Annotated in this window: 21 protein-coding genes and 1 riboswitch; of the genes, 11 read left to right on the top strand and 10 right to left on the bottom strand. The window is 31.8% G+C overall.

The annotated features are described in order from the left end of the window. Window position 1 precedes the first annotated feature (1 nt). Window positions 2–1,039, bottom strand: a complete 1,038-nt coding sequence (gene cobT, locus AC3VJB_RS04820) for a nicotinate-nucleotide--dimethylbenzimidazole phosphoribosyltransferase (RefSeq protein ID WP_497666822.1) — start codon at window positions 1,037–1,039, stop codon at window positions 2–4. Window positions 1,040–1,042: 3 nt separating this feature from the next. Further along, window positions 1,043–1,546 carry a bifunctional adenosylcobinamide kinase/adenosylcobinamide-phosphate guanylyltransferase gene (locus AC3VJB_RS04815; protein ID WP_497666821.1) on the bottom strand — a complete coding sequence of 168 codons (504 nt, stop codon included), beginning with the start codon at window positions 1,544–1,546 and terminating at the stop codon, window positions 1,043–1,045. Between the two features lie 101 nt (window positions 1,547–1,647). Between AC3VJB_RS04815 and AC3VJB_RS04810 the strand changes: the two genes are divergently transcribed. From AC3VJB_RS04810 to AC3VJB_RS04800, 3 genes are all read left to right on the top strand, one after another. After that, window positions 1,648–2,586, top strand: a complete 939-nt coding sequence (locus tag AC3VJB_RS04810; protein ID WP_497666820.1) for an ABC transporter substrate-binding protein — start codon at window positions 1,648–1,650, stop codon at window positions 2,584–2,586. A gap of 9 nt (window positions 2,587–2,595) precedes the next feature. Beyond that, a riboswitch (cobalamin riboswitch) is annotated at window positions 2,596–2,790 on the top strand. A 31-nt stretch (window positions 2,791–2,821) separates the two neighbouring features. Continuing rightward, window positions 2,822–4,702, top strand: coding sequence for a TonB-dependent receptor plug domain-containing protein (locus tag AC3VJB_RS04805; RefSeq protein WP_497652154.1), 1,881 nt, complete (start codon window positions 2,822–2,824; stop codon window positions 4,700–4,702). 4 nt (window positions 4,703–4,706) lie between these two features. Continuing rightward, window positions 4,707–5,792 (top strand): YncE family protein, encoded by a 1,086-nt coding sequence (locus tag AC3VJB_RS04800; protein ID WP_047788716.1) that lies wholly within the window; start codon window positions 4,707–4,709, stop codon window positions 5,790–5,792. 63 nt (window positions 5,793–5,855) lie between these two features. Here the strand turns inward: AC3VJB_RS04800 and AC3VJB_RS04795 are convergent, their stop codons facing one another. Further along, complete coding sequence (locus AC3VJB_RS04795; protein WP_167713779.1) at window positions 5,856–6,269, bottom strand: thiol-disulfide oxidoreductase DCC family protein; 414 nt, start codon at window positions 6,267–6,269, stop codon at window positions 5,856–5,858. Between the two features lie 149 nt (window positions 6,270–6,418). On the opposite strand from AC3VJB_RS04795, the gene AC3VJB_RS04790 reads away from it, so the two are divergent. Genes AC3VJB_RS04790 through AC3VJB_RS04775 form a run of 4 tightly spaced genes read left to right on the top strand, consistent with a single transcriptional unit; the run spans window position 6,419 to window position 10,731 of the window. Then, window positions 6,419–7,123, top strand: coding sequence for an ABC transporter ATP-binding protein (locus AC3VJB_RS04790; protein ID WP_073183911.1), 705 nt, complete (start codon window positions 6,419–6,421; stop codon window positions 7,121–7,123). A gap of 2 nt (window positions 7,124–7,125) precedes the next feature. Beyond that, the gene (locus tag AC3VJB_RS04785) at window positions 7,126–8,355 is read left to right on the top strand and encodes an ABC transporter permease (protein WP_167713780.1); all 1,230 of its coding nucleotides are present in this window, start codon (window positions 7,126–7,128) and stop codon (window positions 8,353–8,355) included. Window positions 8,356–8,357: 2 nt separating this feature from the next. Then, a complete protein-coding gene (locus AC3VJB_RS04780; RefSeq protein WP_159491010.1) occupies window positions 8,358–9,602 on the top strand; it encodes an ABC transporter permease in 1,245 nt (414 codons plus the stop codon). A gap of 22 nt (window positions 9,603–9,624) precedes the next feature. Continuing rightward, the gene (locus AC3VJB_RS04775; protein WP_047788721.1) at window positions 9,625–10,731 is read left to right on the top strand and encodes an efflux RND transporter periplasmic adaptor subunit; all 1,107 of its coding nucleotides are present in this window, start codon (window positions 9,625–9,627) and stop codon (window positions 10,729–10,731) included. Between the two features lie 260 nt (window positions 10,732–10,991). Here the strand turns inward: AC3VJB_RS04775 and gcvT are convergent, their stop codons facing one another. Then, window positions 10,992–12,074 (bottom strand): glycine cleavage system aminomethyltransferase GcvT, encoded by a 1,083-nt coding sequence (gene gcvT, locus AC3VJB_RS04770; RefSeq protein WP_437824732.1) that lies wholly within the window; start codon window positions 12,072–12,074, stop codon window positions 10,992–10,994. Window positions 12,075–12,374: 300 nt separating this feature from the next. Here gcvT and AC3VJB_RS04765 point away from each other — a divergent pair, with 300 nt between their 5' ends. From AC3VJB_RS04765 to priA, 4 genes are all read left to right on the top strand, one after another. Next, window positions 12,375–12,920, top strand: a complete 546-nt coding sequence (locus AC3VJB_RS04765) for a TlpA family protein disulfide reductase (protein WP_073183919.1) — start codon at window positions 12,375–12,377, stop codon at window positions 12,918–12,920. 18 nt (window positions 12,921–12,938) lie between these two features. Then, window positions 12,939–13,160 carry a VF530 family protein gene (locus tag AC3VJB_RS04760; RefSeq protein WP_047788724.1) on the top strand — a complete coding sequence of 74 codons (222 nt, stop codon included), beginning with the start codon at window positions 12,939–12,941 and terminating at the stop codon, window positions 13,158–13,160. Between the two features lie 107 nt (window positions 13,161–13,267). Continuing rightward, window positions 13,268–13,978 carry a hypothetical protein gene (locus AC3VJB_RS04755; RefSeq protein WP_497666819.1) on the top strand — a complete coding sequence of 237 codons (711 nt, stop codon included), beginning with the start codon at window positions 13,268–13,270 and terminating at the stop codon, window positions 13,976–13,978. Next, the gene (gene priA, locus AC3VJB_RS04750; protein WP_497666818.1) at window positions 13,978–16,422 is read left to right on the top strand and encodes a replication restart helicase PriA; all 2,445 of its coding nucleotides are present in this window, start codon (window positions 13,978–13,980) and stop codon (window positions 16,420–16,422) included. Before AC3VJB_RS04755 ends, priA begins: the two co-directional genes overlap by 1 nt. A 181-nt stretch (window positions 16,423–16,603) precedes the next feature. On the opposite strand, the gene AC3VJB_RS04745 is transcribed toward priA, so the two are convergent. From AC3VJB_RS04745 to ruvX, 6 genes are all read right to left on the bottom strand, one after another. Beyond that, window positions 16,604–18,895, bottom strand: coding sequence for an nSTAND3 domain-containing NTPase (locus AC3VJB_RS04745; protein ID WP_497666817.1), 2,292 nt, complete (start codon window positions 18,893–18,895; stop codon window positions 16,604–16,606). A gap of 164 nt (window positions 18,896–19,059) precedes the next feature. Beyond that, entirely contained in the window at window positions 19,060–19,785 is a 726-nt protein-coding gene (locus AC3VJB_RS04740; RefSeq protein WP_497666816.1) for a (S)-benzoin forming benzil reductase, read from the bottom strand. 1,040 nt (window positions 19,786–20,825) lie between these two features. Beyond that, complete coding sequence (gene mazG, locus AC3VJB_RS04735) at window positions 20,826–21,605, bottom strand: nucleoside triphosphate pyrophosphohydrolase (RefSeq protein WP_073183936.1); 780 nt, start codon at window positions 21,603–21,605, stop codon at window positions 20,826–20,828. 3 nt (window positions 21,606–21,608) lie between these two features. Next, entirely contained in the window at window positions 21,609–22,031 is a 423-nt protein-coding gene (locus AC3VJB_RS04730; RefSeq protein ID WP_047788730.1) for a DUF5606 family protein, read from the bottom strand. Window positions 22,032–22,057: 26 nt separating this feature from the next. Beyond that, a complete protein-coding gene (gene def, locus AC3VJB_RS04725; RefSeq protein ID WP_073183938.1) occupies window positions 22,058–22,642 on the bottom strand; it encodes a peptide deformylase in 585 nt (194 codons plus the stop codon). 54 nt (window positions 22,643–22,696) lie between these two features. Continuing rightward, window positions 22,697–23,107, bottom strand: a complete 411-nt coding sequence (gene ruvX / locus AC3VJB_RS04720) for a Holliday junction resolvase RuvX (RefSeq protein WP_394420991.1) — start codon at window positions 23,105–23,107, stop codon at window positions 22,697–22,699. Between the last annotated feature and the right edge of the window lie 89 nt (window positions 23,108–23,196).

The raw sequence follows: 23,196 nt of genomic DNA, 5'->3' as shown, positions 1-23,196 counted from the left end.
ACTAGGCTTCACTAACATTGGCACTTTTAAAAGTAGCCATTTCGTTTAAAAAGTTCACACTCGACTGAATAATAGGAAAGGCAACCGCACAACCTGTACCTTCACCTAAACGTAAGCCTAAATTTAAAAGAGGTTCAGCGTTTAAAAATTCTAACATTTTTTGATGCCCTTGTTCTCCTGAATTATGACAGAAAATACAATAGTCTAAAATATCAGATTCCATTGCATGCCCTGCTAATAGGGCAGCAGTCACAATAAAACCATCAATAAGTAAAGTCATTTTTAAAGAAGCAGCTTCTAACATAGCACCACACATCATTACAATTTCAAATCCGCCAAAGGCAGTTAAGGCTTCCATAGGTGTTGAAATAGAATCGGCGTGTAACTTATAGACTTCACATAATGTGTCGATTTTTGTTTGTAGTCCTTTATCATCTACTCCAGTACCTCTACCCACACAGTTTTCAATAGGTGTATTGGTAAAATAACTCATTAACAAAGCCGCAGATGACGTATTGCTAATACCCATTTCACCAAAACCAATAACATTACAACCTTCACTATACACCTTTCTTACCAATTGTCTTCCTTTTTCTAAAGCTTCTTGGCATTGTTTTGAGGTCATAGCTTTGGTAGTGCTATAATCTTGAGTTCCTTTCGCTATTTTAGCATTGGTAAGTTGTGGATGCTCTTCAAAATCAGCATTTACACCAGCATCTATAATATTTAAATGAATGTTATTCTGTTTACAAAACACATTAATAGCAGCACCTCCTTGCAAAAAGTTAAACACCATTTGTTGCGTAACTTCTTGTGGGTACGGACTCACTTTTCCCGTAGTAGCAATTCCATGATCTCCTGCAAAAACCATAATTGTAGGTTTTGAGAGTACAGGTGTAGTGGTATTTTGAATTAAACCAATTTGCATGGCAATACTTTCTAAAGTACCTAAAGCACCAATTGGTTTGGTTTTGAAGTTGATTTCTTCTTGAAGTTCGTTCTGTAAATCTTTTGATATAGGAGTTATTGTTGTTGTCATGTGTTATTTTAAAGTTAAAGGAAGTCCAGATACCATAAAAGTTGCTTTATCAGCCAATTTTGCTATGTATTGGTTCGTCCAGCCTTGTAGTTGTGTGAATTTTCTTCCAGATTCAGAATTGGCATGTAATCCCATACCAATTTCATTAGAAATGATGATAATATTGGCGTCAATTTCAACCAACTTGTTAATTTCTTCTTTAGCAATTTCTAGCGCTTTTTCAATATCATATTTTGTATCTACAAAGAAGTTTGTTAGCCATAATGTAACACAATCAACAACCACCGTTTGTTTTTCAGAGATCACCTTACTTAACCATTTTTCTTCTTCAACAGTGGTCCAGCGTTCATCTCTATCAGAAATATGTCTGTCAACTCGTTGCTTGAAACCTTCATCCCAAATACGAGAGGTGGCTAGGTAAATAGGGGTGTCAGATAAAGATTCGGCTAGCTTTTGAGCATAGCTACTTTTGCCTGAGCGTTCACCTCCTGAGATATAATATATCATGAAATCGCATTTTATGTTGACACAAAGATTGGAAAGATTTTTAATAAAAAACAAATTAAAATAGAGAACTGTTTATTTTTGCTGAACTAAAACCACGAATTATGACAGTATCTTCTTTTATGCCAGCAGTAACCCAAATGATTTATGACATGGGGTTACAAGATTATTTAAACGGAATAACTTTTGAGTGCCCAGAAGTAGCTCTAAAAGAAAAAGAAGTAGCTGTTCGATATAAGTTGGAAGGAAAAGTGTTAACGAGTAAAGAGATAACAGCTATTTTCTCTAAAACCAAGGCAGAAGGAAAGACGTTGTATTATGTGGATGAACCTGTTTTAGAACGTATCGCACCCGACATTGTTTTTACACAAGATGTATGTGATGTTTGCCAGATAGATACAGAATCTGTGGCAAAATCAGCTTATAAATTACCTAAAGTTCCAGAATTAATATCAATTACTCCAAATTCTTTAGAAGATGTTTTTGAGAATGCATTGACCATTGCAAAAGCTATGAAGCAGGAAGCGGTAGGAGAGGCATATGTGAGTGGATTGAAAAAGCGTATTTATGATATTGTGGATGTACAACGTGAACATAGAATCCAATCGAAAAGTGTGATGTTATTAGAGTGGATAGCCCCGTTGTTTAACTGCGGGCACTGGATTCCTCATCAAATAGGCTATGCTGGAGGAATTGATTTGTTATCGCATCCATCAGGAGATAGTATTGTAATTTCTTGGGATAAAATTGTAAAATACAATCCAGAGGTATTGATTATCGCTCCTTGCGGATACGGAATTGATAGAACTCTAGAGGATATGAAATTTTTAGAAGAAAGGGAAGAATGGACGTCTTTAAGAGCAGTAAAAAATAAACAAGTGTACATTGCCGACTTTGCCATGTTTACACAATCTTCTGCTGGTACTTTGGTGGAAGGAATTGAATGCTTAGCAAAAATGATTCATCCAGATTATTATACGATTTCAGAAAACTTACAAACAAAATTCGCAAATTATCATGACTTGATGGTTGCTAATTTATAAGAATACTATACATTTGCCGTGATTTTTGGTTTTTCTTTAATCATCTATTAAAGAGAATTAAAAGGGAATTCGGTGCAAAACCGAAGCTGTTCCCGCAACTGTAAGCTATTAAGCTTGTAACAAATACTCAAACCACTGTTTTTTTAATGGGAAGGTATGTTACAAGACGCAAGCCAGGAGACCTGCCAATTATTATAATTTAATTAAAACTTTCGGGATAAAAGTTTAATGTATAATGAAGAAAATAACAATAATATTTATACTGTTTTTTACAACTAATCTTTTTTCCCAAAAAGATACTATAACTGTTAATAAATTAAAAGAGGTAATAGTTAACGGGAAGAGAAATGTAGAAAAAAAACGCATTGCTACAAAAGAATTAAAGATTGGAGTTAAAGAACAAACAAAAAACCCTATCAACTTAACAAACCTTCTACGATATAATAGTCCAATAGCTTTTAGAGATTATGGAAATGGAGGTGTGAGTACCGCTCGTTTTAGAGGAACATCGGCTTCAAATACGTTGGTTTTATGGAATGGTATTCCCATTAATGCTGTAGGAAGCGGACAAACAGATTTTAATTCATTATCTGCAAGCTTGAATGATAATATCATTGTTCAAAGTGGAGGAAATAGTGCTGAATATGGTTCTGGTGCCATTGGTGGTACGGTACACTTGAAAGATGAATTGTTGTTTAAAGAGCATCAAAAATTTCAATTATTTACTTCTTACGGAAGTTACAATACAACGTCTAATTTTTTTAAAAGCTCAGTAGGAACAGATAAGTGGAGTATAAAATTAGCTTCTACGTTTAATTATTCCGATAATGATTACACATATATTGATGAGCGGTATAAAGATGATTATGGAAACCTACTAACTAATGAAAATGGTAATTACAAAAACTACGGAATTAATTTTGTCATAGGTTATAAGTTTACTCCTACAAATACTTTATCGTTTTATTCGACCGCTTACTATGGAAATCGTTTTTTTTCCAACGGTTTCCCAAATCCATCTGCGAGTAGCGAACGAAATGAAGATTTCAATGAACGAAATTTATTACAATGGAAGTATGCGTTTTCGTCACAGTTTAAACAGGAGTTAAACTTAGCCTATCTAACACAAAAGTATAGTTATTATAGGAATAAGGATGTTGAAAATTTTGAATTTGGAAAGTCAAAAAATGTATTTATAAACCACTCTTTAACTTATAGATCATCTAATGTTTTGTCGTTTAATTACAAAACTATTTATGAAAATATAAACGGCAGTAGTTCTGATATAGGTACTGAAATAAGAAATTCAGTTGCTTTTGTAGGAAGTGTTAAATATCAACCTACTGAAAAATTAATAACGAATTTACAAGTTAGAAAAGAAATTAATTCAGATTTTAATGTGCCTCTGTCTTTATTCGTAGGAGGAGAATATAGATTAGCTAATCAATTAAACATCCTAGCCAATTTTTCAACAAATTATCGAGTACCTACTTATAATGAAATGTATTGGCCTGTAGTAGGAAATTTAAACTTAATACCAGAAAATTCAAAACAAGGGGAATTGGGAGCTTCTCTTAAAAATGAAAATATAAATATAACATCTACATTATTTTATATCCATATTAATGATAAAATTCTTTGGTTACCAACAGGTGGCAGCAATTTGTGGAGACCAAGAAATGTAGGTGATGTGGTTAATAAAGGAATTGAAACTTATGTGAGTTTTAAGAAAGAGATAGGAGAACATATAGTTGACTTCTCTTCCAATTATACGTTTACGTTAGCGGAAAATATAGAAACAAGAAAAGTATTACCATTTGCACCAAAGCATTTATTAAATTTTAATGTGGGATATGATTATAAAAGGATGAAAATTTTTATACAAAGTTTATATCAAAGTAGTGTATATACAAACCCAACAAACTCAAAAACTTATTCTGTAAAATCGGTAAATGTTCAAAACTTAGGAGTAACCTTTAAGTTATCTAGAGAACAATCAAAACTTCCAACGATAGGATTCATGCTTAATAATATATTTAATGAAGTGTATTATTTCTCAAATTTGCGTCCTATGCCAGGAACAAATTTTAATATCAATTTAAATTATAAATTTTAAACCAATGAAAATAACAAAACTACTTTTACAACTTTTTTTAATAAGTATAGTACTTATCTCTTGTTCTAGTGAAGATAAAATAGTTGAAGTAATTAGAGACAAATACGATAATGGAGTTATTGTAAGTGGAGAAGGACTTTATGGAAATAAAGATGGATTTATTTCTTACGTGAATAATGAGTTATCTGAGTCACAAAATTTTATTTATGCAGGTAAAAATGGAGCATTGTTAGCAGGATTAATTCAATCAATAGCTTTTTCTGAAACAGATGCTTATATCATTTTAAATGATGCTAATATGATTGTAATTGCAGATAGATATACTTTTAAAAAGAAGGGACAAATTACAACAGGGTTAAACAATCCAAGATATATGACTATTGTAAATGGAAAAGGATATGTTACAAACTGGGGTGATGGTGCAAATGAGAATGATGATTATGTAGCTATTATAGATATTGAAACTAATACTATTGAAGAGAATACAATTTCACTAGCTAATGGTGTAGAGCAAATTGTAAATAAAGGTAATAAATTATATATCTCACATAAAGGAGGTTGGTCATCAAACAACATTGTTTCTGTAGTAGATTTAAATAATAATAATGTAGTATCAACAATAACAGTAAAAGATAATCCTGATGATATGGCTTTTGATGCTACAGGTAATTTAATTGTTTTGTCTGAAGGTAAACCTTTAGAATATGGACCAGCTCCATACTATAAAGCTACTAAAAATACTCCTTCTTCAATTTCTATTATTAATACAACTGATAATACAATAATCAAAGAATTAGCTTTTCCTGAAAATAAAAGGGCTACTTATTTAGCATATTCTAATAACAAAATATATTATTATCAAGGAAATACAGATAAAGTTTACGGTATTAAAGAGACAGCAAATGAGTTAGCTGAAGAAGGTATTGATGTAGGAGTTATTTATGGAATGAATGTAAGAGATAATCAATTATTTGTTGCTGAATATGAATTTCAAGAAGTAAGTGAGTTAATGGTGTATGATATTAATACTAAGAATAAAATATATTCAACAGAAGTAGGAGTAGGAGCTTCAAAAATTTATTTTAATTAAGTCGTCCCCTAGAAAAGGGAAATATTGCTATGCATAAGCTCACCAATTTGGTGAGCTTGTTTTTTATAAAAACTTTTCTTGTATTTCTTTAGAAGGAACCATACAGGCATCTTTTTTACCAAACCATTTATAGCGATTTTTAGCAATGTAATCGTATACTAAGTTTCTAAAACTCTCTGGAAATATCAAAAAAAATTGCGTTAATTTCCAAACTCCACCAAAATCATTCATAATTTTTAACGCAGCTGTAGATTTAATATCATAAGCAACATTTGGCTCGTATAAAATAATAGAATCAACCTTGGAAGTGTCTATCCCTAAATATTGTGTTATTTCTTTTCCTATATCCGATTGAAGAGAAGTAAAAACAAACTGATTTTTAACATCATATTTTATAACTTTTAGCACACTATCGTTGCAAAAATTACAGACACCATCAAATAAAATCACTTTTTTATTACTAGGTAAATTGTTCATATTTAATTTTTTTCAAAAAATTAAGTGTTAACTTGTAACATAAATCAAAATTAAGCGTCTTGTAAGAAAGTAAATAATGATTTAACAATAATTTATTAGTAGATTAGAAGAATTAGTATTTATTTTTTATTTAAAAATTAACTAACACTATGATTCGAATAGAAAATCTTCACAAATCTTATCCTATAGGAAAAGACTCACTTCATGTTTTAAAAGGATTAGATTTACATATAAAAGAAGGCGAATTTGTATCAATTATGGGGTCTTCAGGATCGGGGAAATCTACCTTATTAAATATTGTAGGTTTATTAGATACACATGATGAAGGAAACTATTACTTAAACGGACAGTTGATAGAAAACTTAAATGAAAAGAAAGCTGCAGTATTACGTAATAAGTTTTTAGGATTCGTTTTTCAGTCATTCAATTTGATTTCTTATAAAACAGCTTTAGAAAATGTAGCATTACCATTATACTATAAAGGAGTTGGCAGAAAAGAACGATTAGAAATAGCCTTAGAATATCTTGAAAAAGTAGGGTTAAAAGAATGGGCTAATCACTTACCAAATGAACTTTCTGGAGGTCAAAAGCAACGTGTAGCAATTGCAAGAGCTTTAGCTACCAAGCCAAAAGTTGTATTAGCAGATGAACCAACAGGAGCGTTAGATTCTACAACAACCGATTCGGTAATGGATTTATTAAAAGAAATTAACGATGAAGGTATGACTGTTTTTGTAATTACACACGAAGAAGAAGTAGCAGAACAAACTAATAGAGTTGTTCGGTTAAAAGATGGTGTTATTATTAGCGATGAGTTAACAAAAACAGCAACGAATAAAGCAAAAGCAATTTAATTATGTTTGATTTAGATCGCTGGAGAGAAATATTTCAAAGTATTGGTAAAAATAAGCTGCGTTCGGTTTTATCAGGATTTACGGTAGCTTTTGCAATTTTATTGTTTACACTATTATTTGGAATTGTATCTGGATTACAAAATCAGTTTAAAACAGCTTTTGTAGACGATGCAACCAATGCTATGTTTGTAAGAGTGTGGAAAACCTCTAAGCCTTACAAAGGGTTACAAACAGGAAGAAGAATTCAGTTAAAAAATAAGGATTTTGATTATGTTAAAGATGAATATGAAAACAAGATTCAACATTTAACAGCAAGAATATACAAGAGTGTAAATATAACTTATAAGAACAATCAAAATAATTATCAATTACGAGCTGTACACCCAGATCATCAATTTTTAGAAAAAACAATTATTGATGAAGGAAGGTATATTAACGAGTTAGATTTAAAAAATAATGCAAAGGTTATTATTATTGGTCGTCTTGTTAAACAAGATTTATTTGGAGAAAAACCAGCTTTAGGAAAAAGAGTAAATGTTGATGGTATTTCATATAAAGTAGTCGGAATATTTTCAGATAAAGGAGGAGATAATGAAGAACGATTAACCTACATGCCTGTAACAACAGCACAAAAACTATACGGAAATAACGATTATATCAGTCAAATTAATATAGGGTATAATCCAGATTTAAATTTAGATCAGGCTATTACGTTTGGTAATCGACTAGAAAGAGATTTACGTAAAAAGTTAGACATTCACCCTGATGACCAAAGTGCTTTATCCGTAAGAAATATGGCAGAAGCAAACAAAGGAATCAACCAATTTATGTTTGCATTGTACTTTATTGTCATATTTGTAGGCTCTGGAACTTTAATAGCAGGAATTATTGGTATTAGTAATATTATGATTTTTGTTATTAAAGAACGTACAAAAGAATTCGGAATTCGTAAGGCTTTAGGAGCAAAACCTGCATCAATTATTGGTATGGTAATTCAAGAGTCTATTTTAATAACAACCATAGCAGGGTACTTAGGTTTAAGTTTAGGAACCTATATTTTAAGTGCTATTGGAGATAGTTTAGAAAAATACTTTATAAAAGACCCAAGTGTAAGTCCGGGAATTGTAATAGGAGCTACTATTATTTTAATCTTATCAGGATTAATAGCAGGGTATTTACCAGCAAAAAAGGCAGCACAAATTAAACCAATTGTAGCACTAAGAGCAGACTAATTATGAAGTTTTTATTTGATTCAGACACTTGGCAAGAAATTTACGGAAGTATTCGTAAAAATAAATTAAGAACAGGTATTACCATTGTAGGGGTACTATGGGGAATTTTCATATTAGTAGTCTTATTAGGAGCTGCTCGTGGTATGGAAAATAACTTTAAAAGAATTTTTGGAGATTTCGCTACCAACAGTGTTTTTTTATGGACACAGAGAACAGATATGCCTTTTAAAGGGTTTCAAAAAGGAAGAAGATTTGATTTAACATTTAAAGATATTGAAGTTCTTGAAAAAGAATATAGTAATGAAATAAAGTTATTGGCGCCTAGAAATCAAACTAATGGTACTGTTGTTAAAGATTTTAAATCAGGTGATTTTCAGGTTAGTGGAGATTATCCCGTTTTAGATCGTGTACAAAAGAAGGATTTAATCTACGGAAGATTTCTCAATCAGAATGATATAAAGAACAACTCTAAAGTTTGTGTTATTTCTGAAGATATGTACAAACAACTCTTTGATAAAAAAGAAGTACCTATTGGGCAGTATGTAAAAATTAGTAACGTTAATTACAAAGTTGTAGGTGTATATAAACCTTCAAATACTATAGATATTGATGGAGATACAGCTTACATTCCATTTACAACCTTTCAAAAAGTATATAACACATCTAATAAAGTAGATTGGATGATGATTACAGCTAATGAAGGAGTAGATATCAAGCAGATGGAAAAAGATATTTTGTTAACCTTAAAAAACTTGCATAAAGTACACCCAGAAGATAAAAGAGCTTTTGGAAGTGTAAATTTAGGAGACCAAATAGATAAATTAATGGGCTTTTTAACAGGAATGCAGTTTTTAACATGGTTTGTTGGGATTGCAACCTTAATAGCAGGAGTTTTTGCCATTGGTAACATTTTATTAATTACCGTAAAAGAGCGTACGAAAGAAATTGGAATTAGACGAGCTTTAGGAGCAACTCCAATAAGTATTAAAAGACAAATAGTATTAGAGTCAGTGTTTTTAACCACTGTGGCAGGAATGCTAGGAATTATTTTTGGAGGACTTGTTCTATTCCTATTAGATCTTTTAGTAGGAGGAGGAGACGATCCAACATTAGTAAATCCAACCGTAAATATACCCATAGTAATGCTAGCCTTTTCAATCCTAGTAATTTTAGGAACTTTAATAGGATTAATACCAGCATATATGGCAACAGTAGTAAAACCAATCGAAGCATTAAGAGAAGAATAAAAAAAGAAATAATCAATTAATCATGAGCAAAAGAGCAAAAATTATCTTAGGAATAGTAGCACTATTATTTGTAGTCATCCTAATTTGGTTAGGAAAGAAAAATCAAAAAAGTGTGGTAACCTATGAAACAGAGAAACCATTCAGAACTACAATTGTTAAAAAAGCAGTAGCTACAGGAAAAGTTGTTCCTTTAGAAGAAGTTGAAATAAAACCTCAAATAGCAGGAATTATAGATAAAATAGTTGTTGAAGAAGGAGCAATAGTGAAAGCAGGTGATTTGTTAGCAACGGTAAGAGTAGTACCTAACGAACAATCGTTACAAAGTGCCAGAGGAATGATTAACTCTATACAAATTAGACTAAACAATGCAAAAACGCAATATGATAGAAATAAAAACTTATTCGACAAAGGCGTAATTTCTAGTCAAGATTTTGAAGCATCGCAATTATCATACAATCAAGCAAAAAATGACTTAAGAAATGCTCAAAACGATTATCAAATAATTAAGAAAGGATCTGTAGGTTCTGCCGGAGCTAATACAAATATTAGAGCGACAACCTCTGGTATGGTTGTAGAAATTCCTGTAAAAAAAGGATATCAAGTTATTCAATCAAATAACTTTAATGAAGGTACAACCATAGCAACAATAGCTGATATGGAGAAAATGATTTTTGAAGGTAAAGTAGATGAATCAGAAGTAGGAAAATTAGTAAAAGGATCAAACATTGAAGTTTCATTAGGAGCCATTGAAAATAAAAAATTTCCAGCAATATTAAACTTTATAGCACCAAAAGGAACAGAAGAAAACGGAGCTGTACAGTTTAAAATTAAAGCAGATGTAAAACTTGATGATAATTATTTTGTAAGAGCAGGATACAGTGCGAATGCAGATATAGTATTAGAGAAAAAAGATAGTGTTTTATCTATTAAAGAATCGTTATTACGTTTTGATAAGAAAACAGAAGAGCCTTATGTAGAAATAAAAAAGGGAGATGAGGAGTTTGAAAAGCGTGAGTTAAAACTAGGAGTTTCAGACGGAGTAAATATTGAAGTTTTAGAAGGAGTTACTGCTTCTGATGAAATTAAAATCTGGAACAAAGCATCAAAAGACGATGAGAAAAAAGATTAATAATATTTAAATTGTTGATTTACAGTATTAAAGCAGTTCTTTTAGGAGCTGCTTTTTTACTTTTAAGGAATAAAATAACACACTCATATCTAAAAAGGCGTCATTTAAGGAAGTTAAAACTAAAAAGGCTTTTTTGTTCTAGATATTTGAAGTGCTCAAAGTAAAAATGAGCATTTAATTTAATTTTTTGGGGAAAATTAAATTATTCTTTAAGGGGTAAAAGCAGCTTTTAAAAGCTGCTTTTTTTTTAAGAAATATTATTAACCTTTATAAAAAGGTAACTTCACTACTTTAGCAGGAATTTGTTTTTTACGAACTTGGATAAAAATATCACTATCAACTTTAGAGTTTTCTTTAGTAACGTACCCTAACCCTATTCCTTTACCTAATGACGGACTCATCGTTCCTGAAGTAACACGACCAATATTGTTTCCATCGGTATCAACAATTTCGTAATCATGACGAGGAACACCACGCTCAGTTAATTCAAATGCAACTAATTTACGAGTAACACCCGCTTCTTTTTGAGCTTTTAAAGCTTCAGCATTTACAAAGTCTTTCGTAAACTTAGTAATCCATCCTAAGCCAGCTTCTAAAGGAGAGGTCGTATCATCAATATCGTTACCATATAAGCAATATCCCATTTCTAAACGTAAAGTATCACGAGCAGCCAACCCAATAGGCTTAATTCCCCAATCTTTACCAGCTTCAAAAACCTTGTTCCAAAGTTGTTCAACATCTTCATTTTTTACATATACTTCAAATCCACCAGAACCAGTATATCCAGTAGCAGAAACTACTACATTCGGAATTCCAGCAAAATCAGTGATTTCAAAAGTATAGAATTTAATATTCGATAAATCAACTGAAGTTAACGATTGCATTGCTTCTGCAGCTTTAGGACCTTGAATAGCTAATAACGACCAATCTTCAGAACGATTTTCCATTTCAACATTCAAATCGTTGTGTTGAGAAATCCAGTTCCAATCTTTTTCAATATTAGAAGCGTTTACTACCAACATATACTCATTTTCAGCAATCATGTAAATAATTAAATCATCTACAATTCCTCCATCAGCATTCGGCATACAGCTGTACTGTGCTTTTCCAGGAACTAATTTAGAAGCGTCGTTAGAAGATATTTTTTGAATTAAAGCCAAAGCATTTTCTCCTTTTAAAAAGAACTCTCCCATATGACTTACATCAAAAACACCAACTCCTTTTCTAACAGTTTCGTGTTCAGCAGTTACTCCTTCGTATTGTACAGGCATATTATAACCTGCAAAAGGAACCATTTTTGCTCCCAAAGCCTCATGTACATGTGATAAAGCTGTATTTTTCATGTGTTTGTTTTTTATTGTTTTTGTAACCTTTTAACGAATAAAATAATAAGTAAACATTATTTTATTCATGTTGGTTTTATTATTGTGTATTGTTTGTTTAAAAAAGTGATGCTAAAGTATTGAAAAATTAGCAAACAATACAGTTGAATCTGAGTAATATGTAAGAGTATATTACCCAAATGTTTGTTAATATTTTCTTTGTTTTAGCTAAGAATAGTAGATTTGATGAAAAATTAAAAGAAAAAGTTGTTGTAATTTCTTAACGTTTGAAACGACAACCTGAATCAAAGGATAAACTTAATGAAGCTGAACAAAAAAACAATCTTAAACATTGCATTTGTTATAATAATTGGCCTATTATTATACCCACCAACTAAAATTTATTTTATTAGGTTAGTTTCGTTTTCTCCTTCAACTATTACTGAAGAAAAAAGAGAAATGTTAAACGACTACAATTGGAATCTTAAAGGCTTAAATACTTCGAATATAGATTTTAATGAAACTAAGAATAAAGTAGTTTTTGTAAATTTTTGGGCAACTTGGTGTCCACCTTGTATTGCCGAAATGCCAAGTATTCAAAAGTTATATGACGATTATAAAGACAAGGTTGAATTTGTATTTGTGAGTAACGAAGATTGGACAACTATTGAGGCTTTTTATAAAGACAAAGGGTATGATTTACCAACGTATAACATTTTATCAAAAGTACCAGATCAACTAGTAAGCAATTCAATTCCTGCGACGTTTATAATTGATAAAAACGGAACTATTGTCGTAGATAAAAAAGGACCTGCCGATTGGAATAGTGATAAATTTAGAATTTTGTTAGACGAATTACTACAATAGAATATTTACCTTTGTAGCATGAGTCAAGAACAACCAAACAATCCGCTTCACGGAATAAAACTAGCCACCATGTTAGAAGAATTATACTTGGAGTATGGTTGGGAAGAAATGGGAGAAATATTGAATATAAATGTGTTTAAAAAGAACCCAACCTATACATCTAGTTTAAAGTTTTTAAGAACAACACCTTGGGCGAGAGCTAAAGTAGAAAAGTTGTACTTAGAAATGATAAGTAATTAAATCAAACAACCCTATAGAGTTTAGTATAAAATACCATACAAACTAAAGGTTAAATACACAAACTTAGTATTTATAGTCTACTCATTTTTGTGTAGTTTTGATATTAGATGAAGAAACCCACTTTTTACATACTTCCTGTTTTATTTCTGCTAATTATTTCTTGTTCCAAAACAGTAAAGGAACAAGCCTTAACTATGAAAGATGTTTTTCCTTCACAGAAAAATACAGACTCAACTTTTGTTTTTGATTTAGATACAATTATTAGTTTCAAAAACTATATAGAAAAATGCGAGTATTATGAGGAGATTACTCACAAGAAACAGTATGTAAGAACACAAAATAATGATATACCCCTAAATATTAATTTTTTTATAAAGTGTCATTTGCCAACTTTTTGTATTAAAGAAAAAAATATAATTGTATTGGAAGGCGACTTTAAAGAAGAAAAAACACTTTTTTTTCATGAAGATGAAAAAGTTCTTAGTGTTAAAAATTTTGAAGAGTATTTAAATAAACAGTTGTTAAATTGGGGAAAAGATTATGGATATTCTGATAGTCCAGATAGAAGTATAATACTATTTAGGTATCGCGATTTAACTAAAAAATCTAAAGAAAGAGTATATAAAGCATTGAATACTATATCAGTATCATATTTTAATTTTATTAATAGTTTTCAAAAGAAAAATATAGATTCTTTAAAGAGAGTATATCCTCTTCAAATATTATTGGAAAAAGACTTCAGATTGTTTGATAAGAAGGGTAATTTAATAGAGTTTCCGCCACCCCCACCACCAGCTCCATTAGAAATAGTAGAATAATGCCATATTTCATCGACGTCATATTACCCATTCCGTTGCAAAAAACGTTTACCTATACGGTAACCGAAGCAGAAGCCTCTTTCTTAAAAAAAGGAATGCGTGTAGCGGTTTCTTTCGGAAAAAGTAAAATATATACCGCATTGGTGTTTAACATTCACCAAAATGCACCCGAAGTATACGAAGCCAAAGACATTCATCAAATATTAGATGATACGCCTATTATAACGGAACAACAGTTAAAACATTGGCAGTGGATTTCGAGCTATTATATGTGTTCGTTAGGAGATGTGTATAGAGCAGCTTTACCATCCGCTTTTCTGTTAGAAAGTGAAACCATCATCTATAAAAATGAAAACTTTGAAGAGGAAGCCATACTAACCGATGAGGAGTTTTTAATTTTTGAAGCTTTACAACATCATTCACAGTTAACCATTCATCAAGTTGCTGATATTTTAGGAAAGAAAACCGTGCTTCCTATCATTAATGGCTTAATAGAGAAGAGTGCTGTATATATTAAAGAAGAAATTTACGAAACATACAAGCCTAAACTGATTAAGTATGTTCGGTTACATAACAACTATAACTCAAATGAAGGCTTACAAACGCTTTTAGAAGAACTTTCAAGAGCTAAAAAGCAACGAGAAGCGGTACTGACGTATTTTCAATTAGCGGCGGCTAAAAAGCCAATAAAAGCAAAAGATTTAGAAGAACAATCGGGAGCTTCTTCCGCAGTTTTAAAAGCCTTGGTAGAGAAAGATATTTTTGAATTTTATCATATTCAAACCGATCGAATTAGCTATCAAGGAGAAACGAATCAGATAAAAGAATTGAATGAGTTTCAACAAGAAGCCTTCAATCAAATAAAAACTTCTTTTGAAACACAACAGGTAAGTTTATTACACGGGGTTACAGGCTCAGGTAAGACAGAAATTTATGTAAAACTAATTAAAGAAGTGATTGCTGAAGGAAAACAGGTATTGTTTTTACTACCAGAAATCGCCTTAACAACCCAAATCATTACCCGTTTACAAAATTATTTTGGAAACTTTATTTCGGTATTCCATTCAAAATACTCGATGAACGAACGAGTAGAGGTGTGGAATAATGTGTTAGAAAATAAACCGAAAGCGCAGGTTATTTTAGGAGCGCGTTCTTCGTTGTTTTTACCGTTTTCAAATTTAGGGTTGATTGTTGTGGATGAAGAGCACGAAACGTCTTACAAACAGTTTGAACCGTCACCCCGTTACAACGCACGTGATGCTTCAGTAGTATTAGGACATTTACACCAAGCAAAAGTATTGTTAGGCTCTGCAACACCATCAATAGAGAGTTATTTTAATGCTGAGCAAAATAAATACGGATTTATAGAATTAACCCGTCGTTTTGGAAACATTCAATTGCCTAAAATTGAGCTGATAGATATTAAAGAAAAGCATCGAAAAAAGGAAATGAATGGTCATTTTTCGGATCGTTTATTAAAAATGATTACCGAAGCCTTAGACGAAAAAGAGCAGGTTATTTTATTTCAAAACCGACGTGGATTTTCGCCTGTGGTTGAGTGTACTACTTGTGGGGTGTCTCCTCAATGTCCGAATTGTGATGTGAGTTTAACCTATCATAAATTCCGTAAAGAGTTAAAATGTCATTATTGCCATTACCAACGCGCAATGCCGAATAGTTGTGGCGCTTGTGGAAGTGCTACCTTAGACACCAAAGGTTTCGGAACGGAGCAAATAGAACTCGAGTTAAAAGAGCTATTTCCGAATCATACCATTGGACGAATGGACTTGGATACCACGCGCGGTAAATATGGGTATCAAAAGATTATTGGGGCTTTTGAAGCGCAAGAAATTGATATTTTGGTAGGAACGCAAATGCTTTCTAAAGGATTAGATTTTGAAAACGTATCGTTGGTAGGAATCTTAAATGCGGATTCTATGCTCAACTTCCCTGATTTTAGAGCCCACGAACGTGCTTTTCAGTTGATGGTGCAAGTATCGGGTAGGGCAGGACGTACCAAAAAGCAAGGAAATGTAGCCATACAAACCTACAATCCATATCATCAGATTTTACAACAGGTATCTACTAACAATTATACAGAAATGTATAAAGAGCAGTTGCAAGATCGTTGGCAGTTTCATTATCCGCCGTACTATCGTTTGATAAAAATTACCTTAAAACACAAAGATTACACACGTGTTGATAACGGTATCAATTGGTTAGCCAAAGCGTTACAAAATGTGTTTCATGAAAATGTATTGGGGCCTACAGCACCTGCGGTTTCTCGTATTCGAAACCAGTATATTAAGAATTTAGTAATTAAAATTCCACCCAAACAATCGTTGGGAAAAACCAAAGAGCAGTTACAAAAAATTAAAAATACCTTTGAAGCCGTCAAAGATTTTAGACCCATCCGTTTTATTGTGGATGTGGATGCTTATTAGGAGGTTTTAATTTTGCTAATGTTTTTGTATGATTTAGTAGTGTATTTCAGTAACTAATTTAATAAATATAATATCGAATAGAATACCCGTGAGGAGTTTCAGAAATAGGTCAAAAGAAGCAATAACTTATCGCTATTATTGAAAACTGTTTTTTAATATCTGTTTTCAAATTTTTATAGTATTACGATCGCTCAAAAATTGCATCAATATCGTCTTCGTACGAGGAACTTGAATAATGTCCATCACTATAATAATTCTCGTAATCAGGTTCATAAGTTTCAAAAAAACTCATAGCCATACCTTCTACATCTAAATTTGACACGAATCTTGATGTATTGAAGTCAATTTTTTCTAATACAGATACATTGAAACCATCTAACGAAGAATCAAGGCTTTCCTGAATTTCCGATTCTATTCCATTTAAGTCAATGTCATATTCAGGGTAACCTTCAGGGTAGTGATATTCGTTTATATGTTTGGGATAATCTACATCTAAGTCATTATTGTCAACAATATCTCTCAAGTAATTTTCGATAAGAGTTTCAACCTGAAATAGAATATGCTCATCTTCAATTTCAAAGTAATCTATAAAGTTCAATAGTTCTTTTAAAGTATCTTCGTCAGAAACGTCTTCAATAAAATTGTATAAGAATTTAAAATTTTTAAATTCTATTTTTGGTTCAAATTCAGTTAATATTAATAATAGTTCCCATAATCTAACACCATCAGGGTTATCTGCTTTGATTAAACTTTTTAAAAAATGCTCGATTCTTGAATTTAAACTATCATTAAAAAAATCTAAATATGTAAGTAATATCAGAAAATCCCAGTCTTCTTCTTCCATCTTACGCTCAAAAAAGAAATCAAATAAATTTTCTTGAATCCTTTTTGAATTAGTCTTGTTGATTTTTCTGAAACCTGTTAGAGTTTGTAAATAATCTATAGAAGTTTCTGTTTCTAGAGATTTAATGACATTACATATTAAATCGCTCTCGTCAGAATATGAACCAAGCACAAAATCAGTTATAGATGGATTAAACAATACATATTCAAAGTTATTTTCATCTATTTGATTTCTATTTAACAATGATTTTGTAGCTAATTTCCTGACTGCTTCAAAACTTTTATCTGTTTGGTCACCAAGATTGACATTGTGAATTTTTAAAAAAGTGTTATAGGAGCGTCTTAATTCATCTTCAGAAATTTTACCATTATTGTAAACAGTTAAAAACGTAAGAGCTCTAACACAATCATCAGTTTGATTTTGAAAATAGTCTGCCCAAATGTCTTCTGGATTATTAAGATTCTTAATTATATATCCCCAATACTCTTCAGTTGATATATGTCCAACTCTTTCAGAATCAGTAATGAACTCGATTATGCGAGGATTGAAATTTCGATGTTTAATTATATCTCTATATCTTTTATCTTGATATATCTTATTAAGATACTCATCATCTAAGTTTGAATGATAAATGTGATTATATAAAATTTTTGCTTTATCCACGTTCGTTAAGTTTTCTACTCTAAGTAGAAACTCATTATCACGTATTTTACCATTTTGAAATCTATGACTTAAACTGAATGCTTTATTTAGAATATTAGTACGAGATGTGAGAATGAATTTTTTAGAATCATCTTTACGAACTCTATTTATAAATTTAACAATATGCGAATCTCTTTTGTTGTTAATAGCATCATACAAATTACTTCCTAAAAAATCATCACAATAAAATAGAATATTCTTTTTTTCTCTTTCTCTGAATATACTTTCGGCTTCGCTAATATTTTCTTCGATATCGCAAAACTCGTATCCTTTCGCTGTGTAATAAAGTGCTAAATTATCTGCAAGCGTAGTTTTACCTATACCTGGTTCTCCTGTCATTATTACGACATTATTTTCTTCTAGAATTTTTAACCCTTTTCTATGGTTCTCTGTTAAAGCATATTTGTATGCGTTTTCTTCAATCTCTCGAATGGTACTCTCGCTTCTGCCTTTTATAGCGTTATTATAAATTAAACCTAAAACAGAAGTACTTGTAATCCATAATTTATAGTTTCTTTCAACAATGTCTTGATTTTCCTTTTTAGATAAGAAATTGTTTAAATCTTCATATCCATAAACATCTGCTTCGTTTTTTATAAAAGGATTGAATATTGCTTTTATTTCTTGCTTGTTAAGACGAGATAATTTTTTTGAAGTAATAAATATATACTTGGCTGGTTCAAGTTTTTTGACTTTTGCTAATTCTTCAGATTGTAATTTAGAAATTAGTGTTGTATATGGCGTTGAAATATAATGCTTGCATTGTATAATGCCTTCTTTTGATTTACCAATCCAAAATCTACCATCAACTCCACCGTCTCTACCAGACTTAAATATTTCAACTCTCTTGTTTAATATTTTTTCGATTATTGAGGCTCCTAATGATTCAAACTCTCTGTCATTGAGTTTAGAAAAATCATAATCCATATTTTGTTATTGTTTTTTGTTCAGATTGTCGAATATCAATTTTTCTAGTCTTTTCATTTTAATTGTCAGTTTAAGTTATTGTCAACTCATTTGAGAATATGAGTCCTTTTTTATATTTTATGGTAGACAAGTTACTAGAAAGTAATTTATAATCAAATTATATTTTAAAAATTCCGAATATCCACAATATCCCCATTTTGTAGTTTGTTTTGGGTGTCTATGCTAAAAATGGTTTCAGCAACGTACTCAGGAGTGTACAACTGGTCGTTTTCTTTTAAATCGATAAAACGTTGTACGTTTTTAAAATCTTTTTCATCGGTACTTCTAATATCAGTTTGCATATTGGTATCTACCACACCAGGGTAAATAGCATTGCATTTTACACCATGTTCAAGCTCGTTTTGTTCCGCAGCAATGGTTTTGGTCATCATATCAATCGCAGCTTTAGACGTACAGTAAATACTCCAACCTTCATAAGGTTTTACGGCTGCTCCAGATGAAATACTAATAATCTGCTTTTTACACATCAACTGTTGTGTCGCTTCAATAAACAAACTGGATAAAATAAGTGGAGTAGTGGTATTCAAATGAATGCTTTTGGCAATATCTTCCGAAGGAATGTTTTCTAGGTTCGCTATGGTACCGAGTCTTCCCGCATTATTCACCAAGGTAATCGATGAAACTTCCAATTTCTGAATTTCGTCTAATAACATTTTAAACGTGTTGTGTGTGGCTTTGGTATCAGATAAATCTACAGAAAGCTGTACCACATTTTCCAAATCGACAATGCTTCTGGATAGTGAGTATACTCTGTAATTTTCTTGTGTGTATTTTTCGGCTAATGCTCTACCAATTCCTTTACTTCCTCCGGTGATGATGATTATATCCATAGGGTAAAAATAGGGAAATATTAGTAGTTGTACTCTAAATTGTGAGATTTCTCCCTTCGGTCGAAATGACGAGTAACGTTATAGCGAGGAGTGATAACGACGTGGCTATCTTTTGGTGGATATAAAGATTGCTTCGTTCTCATTCGCAATGACGGTTGGGTTCTTAGTTGTCATTTCGAAGGAGGTATAACTGAGAAATCTTATAGTTGATTGTTTGTGACTCTAAAGAGTATTTGGAACTTCATTGTGTGAGATTCCTCTCTCGCATTCGGAATGACAGGGAACATCATAGCAGGGAGTAGTAACAATTAAAGGAATTGGTAGCGGATGTTACTATTCTTTTTATATTATGTAGATGTTGTCTTAACCTTCAGACAGTAGTGTCTAAAGTCATAGGATAGTACTGTCTGGTGCCAACGGACAACAGTGTCGTGTGTTATGGTACTTATAATGACGTTCGAGAGTTGTCATTTCGAACCAAGCGATAGCGAAGTGTGAGAAATCTTATAATCGAATATTTGTAACTCTAAATGTATCTGTGACTTTATTGGCTGAGATTTCTCCCTTCGGTCGCAATGACGAGTAACGTTATAGCGAGGAGTGATAACGACGTGGCTATCTTTTAGTGGATACAAAGATTGCTTCGTTCTCACTCGCAATGACGGTTGGGTTGTTAGTTGTCCTTTCGAAGGAGGTACAACTGCGAAATCTTATAGTTGATTGTTTGTGACTCCAAAGAGTACTTGGAACTTCATTGGCTGAGATTCCTCTCTCGCGTTCGGAATGACAGGAAATATCATAGTAGGGAGGTCATTGAACCTAAACTTAACTCGAAATGAGCTAAAGTACTATTAAACTTGATATGTATAGTGGAAAAGCCTTTTCGTACATAGTGGAAAAGACATTTAGTGCCTAATAGAAGTGGTATTTAGTGCCTACTAAAAATGTTTTTATTCCCAATTATGATTATTTGAAGAATTCTTTCGAATTTTTTCAATTATGACTATTTGAAGAATTCTTTTGAATTCTCCCAATTATGACTATTTGAAAAATTCCTTAGAATTTTCCCAATGGACATCCATTTCAGCAAGGGTCATGTCAGAAAGTTGTTTACCCTCTTTTTTGGCAGCTTCTTCTAAAAATTGAAAGCGATTGATAAATTTTTTATTGGTTTTTTCCAAGGCGTTTTCAGGGTTTACTCCAATAAAACGCGCGTAGTTAATCATAGAGAACAACACGTCTCCAAACTCTTTTTCTATTTTCTCTTGATTGTTGTTTTTGATTTCGTCGTTCAATTCAGAAAGCTCTTCTTGAACCTTTTCCCACACTTGATGTGGTTCTTCCCAATCAAAACCAACACCTGCAACTTTATCTTGAATACGATTGGCTTTTACTACTGCAGGTAAACTTTTAGGAACACCTTCTAAAACCGATTTATTACCTTCTTTTAGTTTGAGTTTTTCCCAGTTTTTCTTAACATCTTCTTCATTTTCAACAACCACATCACCATAAATATGTGGATGACGGTCGATAAGTTTGTCTGAGATGGCGTTGGCAACGTCAGCAATGTCAAAAGCTTGTTTTTCGCTACCTATTTTAGCATAAAAGACGATGTGCAAAAGCACATCGCCTAATTCTTTTTTTATTTCTTGTAAATCGTTGTCTAAAATAGCATCTGCTAATTCGTAAGTTTCTTCAATAGTTAAATGACGCAGACTTTGTAAGGTTTGTTTTTTATCCCACGGACACTTCTCACGAAGATCGTCCATGATGTCTAACAAACGATTAAAGGCGGCTAACTGTTGCTTACGAGTATTCACGATTTAAGCTTCTTCTGTAGTTGTTTCTTCAGCTTCAGTTAACGTACTAAAATCAAATTCAGCTTTTGCTAAAATGTTGTACCACTGAATTACTTTTTTAATGTTTGAAGCGTATACACGTTCTTCATCAAACCCCGGTAAAACTTCTCCGAAGTACTCCGTTAATTTATTAGCACTTTCTTTGTGAGAAATTGCGTCTTTACCATCTTCTTTATCAGCAATATTTTTAAATACTTGCGCTAAAGGCACTTCTTCTTCGTACGTATAAATAGCAATGTTTTCTAATAAGCTTACGTTATGAGTTGCAGTAATAGGAAAACGTTTACCGTCAACAATAGATTTTACGATAACTCCTGTTTTAGTTTGTGATAAAATTTCATACAAACCTGGCTTACCTGTTACAGCTATAATTTTGTTAAATTCCATGTCTTAATGTTTTTAGTGTATAACTATTATCTCTTAGCATTAGGAAAACGCATGCGATATCCAGCGTTTACTTTCCCCTTAGAAATATTGTCTAATTTCTTTTTAATTAATCGTTTCTTTAGTGAAGAAAGTTTGTCGGTAAACAAAACTCCTTCAATATGATCGTATTCATGTTGAAAAACACGTGCAGGTAATCCGCTTAACGTTTCTGTGTGTTTTTCAAAATTTTCATCTTGGTATTCAATAGTAACTTTTTCTTGGCGAAAAACATCTTCATTAACAGTAGGTATACTTAAACACCCTTCGTTAAAAGCCCATTCCTCACCTTCTTCTTTAATGATTTTAGCATTGATAAATACGCGATTAAAGTTTTTGAAAACTTCTTTTTCCTCTTCACTTAAATCGTCATCTTCTGCAAAAGGAGAGGCATCAATAACAAACAAACGGATGTCTTTTCCTATTTGAGGAGCTGCTAAACCAAGTCCGTTAGCATTGTACATAGTTTCTCTCATATCGGCAATTAATTTGTCTAACTGCGGATAGTCTTTATCGATTTCTTTTCCTACTTTACGTAAAACGGGATCTCCGTATGCTACAATGGGTAAAATCATTTACTTTTTAATTTTTAGGAACGCAAAAATACAAAGAATGCTTTGGGTAGAAAATTATTTGTTATATAAATACGACTGTAAGATGATTGTCGCACTTATTTCGTCTACCAAAGCTTTGTTTTGACGTTGTTTTTTCTTCAAACCGCTATCAATCATAGTTTGAAAAGCCATTTTAGAGGTAAAACGCTCATCTACACGTTTTATAGGGATAGAAGGAATCGCTTTTTCAAGTTTTTCGAGAAAAGGAAGAATAAGAACTTCACTTTCACTATCAGAATTATCCATCTGCTTTGGTTTTCCTACTAAAAAAAGTTCAACATTTTCTTTTTGTGTGTAATCTTTTAAAAATGCGATAAGTTCAGAGGTATCCACAGTTGTTAAACCCGAAGCAATAATTTGAAGCTCATCGGTTACCGCAATTCCTGTTCTTTTTTTTCCAAAATCTATGGCTAATATCCTGCCCATTCTATAAGTTTTTGCAAAGGTAGCTAAATTAAACAAGGAAGAAATATCTGTTTAAAAAATGTATCTTCGCAGTATATTATGGAAAGCAA

The sequence above is a fragment of the Tenacibaculum sp. TB-53 genome (assembly GCF_059716285.2).
The sequence above is the reverse complement of the archived record's forward strand: the minus strand, read 5'-3'. Positions and strand labels throughout refer to the sequence as shown.

Coding starts and splice junctions, on each gene's coding strand:
- cobT (WP_497666822.1), bottom strand. CDS start 1,039: ATGACAACAACAATAACTCCTATATCAAAAGATTTACAGAACGAACTT.
- AC3VJB_RS04815 (WP_497666821.1), bottom strand. CDS start 1,546: ATGATATATTATATCTCAGGAGGTGAACGCTCAGGCAAAAGTAGCTAT.
- AC3VJB_RS04810 (WP_497666820.1), top strand. CDS start 1,648: ATGACAGTATCTTCTTTTATGCCAGCAGTAACCCAAATGATTTATGAC.
- AC3VJB_RS04805 (WP_497652154.1), top strand. CDS start 2,822: ATGAAGAAAATAACAATAATATTTATACTGTTTTTTACAACTAATCTT.
- AC3VJB_RS04800 (WP_047788716.1), top strand. CDS start 4,707: ATGAAAATAACAAAACTACTTTTACAACTTTTTTTAATAAGTATAGTA.
- AC3VJB_RS04795 (WP_167713779.1), bottom strand. CDS start 6,269: ATGAACAATTTACCTAGTAATAAAAAAGTGATTTTATTTGATGGTGTC.
- AC3VJB_RS04790 (WP_073183911.1), top strand. CDS start 6,419: ATGATTCGAATAGAAAATCTTCACAAATCTTATCCTATAGGAAAAGAC.
- AC3VJB_RS04785 (WP_167713780.1), top strand. CDS start 7,126: ATGTTTGATTTAGATCGCTGGAGAGAAATATTTCAAAGTATTGGTAAA.
- AC3VJB_RS04780 (WP_159491010.1), top strand. CDS start 8,358: ATGAAGTTTTTATTTGATTCAGACACTTGGCAAGAAATTTACGGAAGT.
- AC3VJB_RS04775 (WP_047788721.1), top strand. CDS start 9,625: ATGAGCAAAAGAGCAAAAATTATCTTAGGAATAGTAGCACTATTATTT.
- gcvT (WP_437824732.1), bottom strand. CDS start 12,074: ATGAAAAATACAGCTTTATCACATGTACATGAGGCTTTGGGAGCAAAA.
- AC3VJB_RS04765 (WP_073183919.1), top strand. CDS start 12,375: ATGAAGCTGAACAAAAAAACAATCTTAAACATTGCATTTGTTATAATA.
- AC3VJB_RS04760 (WP_047788724.1), top strand. CDS start 12,939: ATGAGTCAAGAACAACCAAACAATCCGCTTCACGGAATAAAACTAGCC.
- AC3VJB_RS04755 (WP_497666819.1), top strand. CDS start 13,268: ATGAAGAAACCCACTTTTTACATACTTCCTGTTTTATTTCTGCTAATT.
- priA (WP_497666818.1), top strand. CDS start 13,978: ATGCCATATTTCATCGACGTCATATTACCCATTCCGTTGCAAAAAACG.
- AC3VJB_RS04745 (WP_497666817.1), bottom strand. CDS start 18,895: ATGGATTATGATTTTTCTAAACTCAATGACAGAGAGTTTGAATCATTA.
- AC3VJB_RS04740 (WP_497666816.1), bottom strand. CDS start 19,785: ATGGATATAATCATCATCACCGGAGGAAGTAAAGGAATTGGTAGAGCA.
- AC3VJB_RS04730 (WP_047788730.1), bottom strand. CDS start 22,031: ATGGAATTTAACAAAATTATAGCTGTAACAGGTAAGCCAGGTTTGTAT.
- def (WP_073183938.1), bottom strand. CDS start 22,642: ATGATTTTACCCATTGTAGCATACGGAGATCCCGTTTTACGTAAAGTA.
- ruvX (WP_394420991.1), bottom strand. CDS start 23,107: ATGGGCAGGATATTAGCCATAGATTTTGGAAAAAAAAGAACAGGAATT.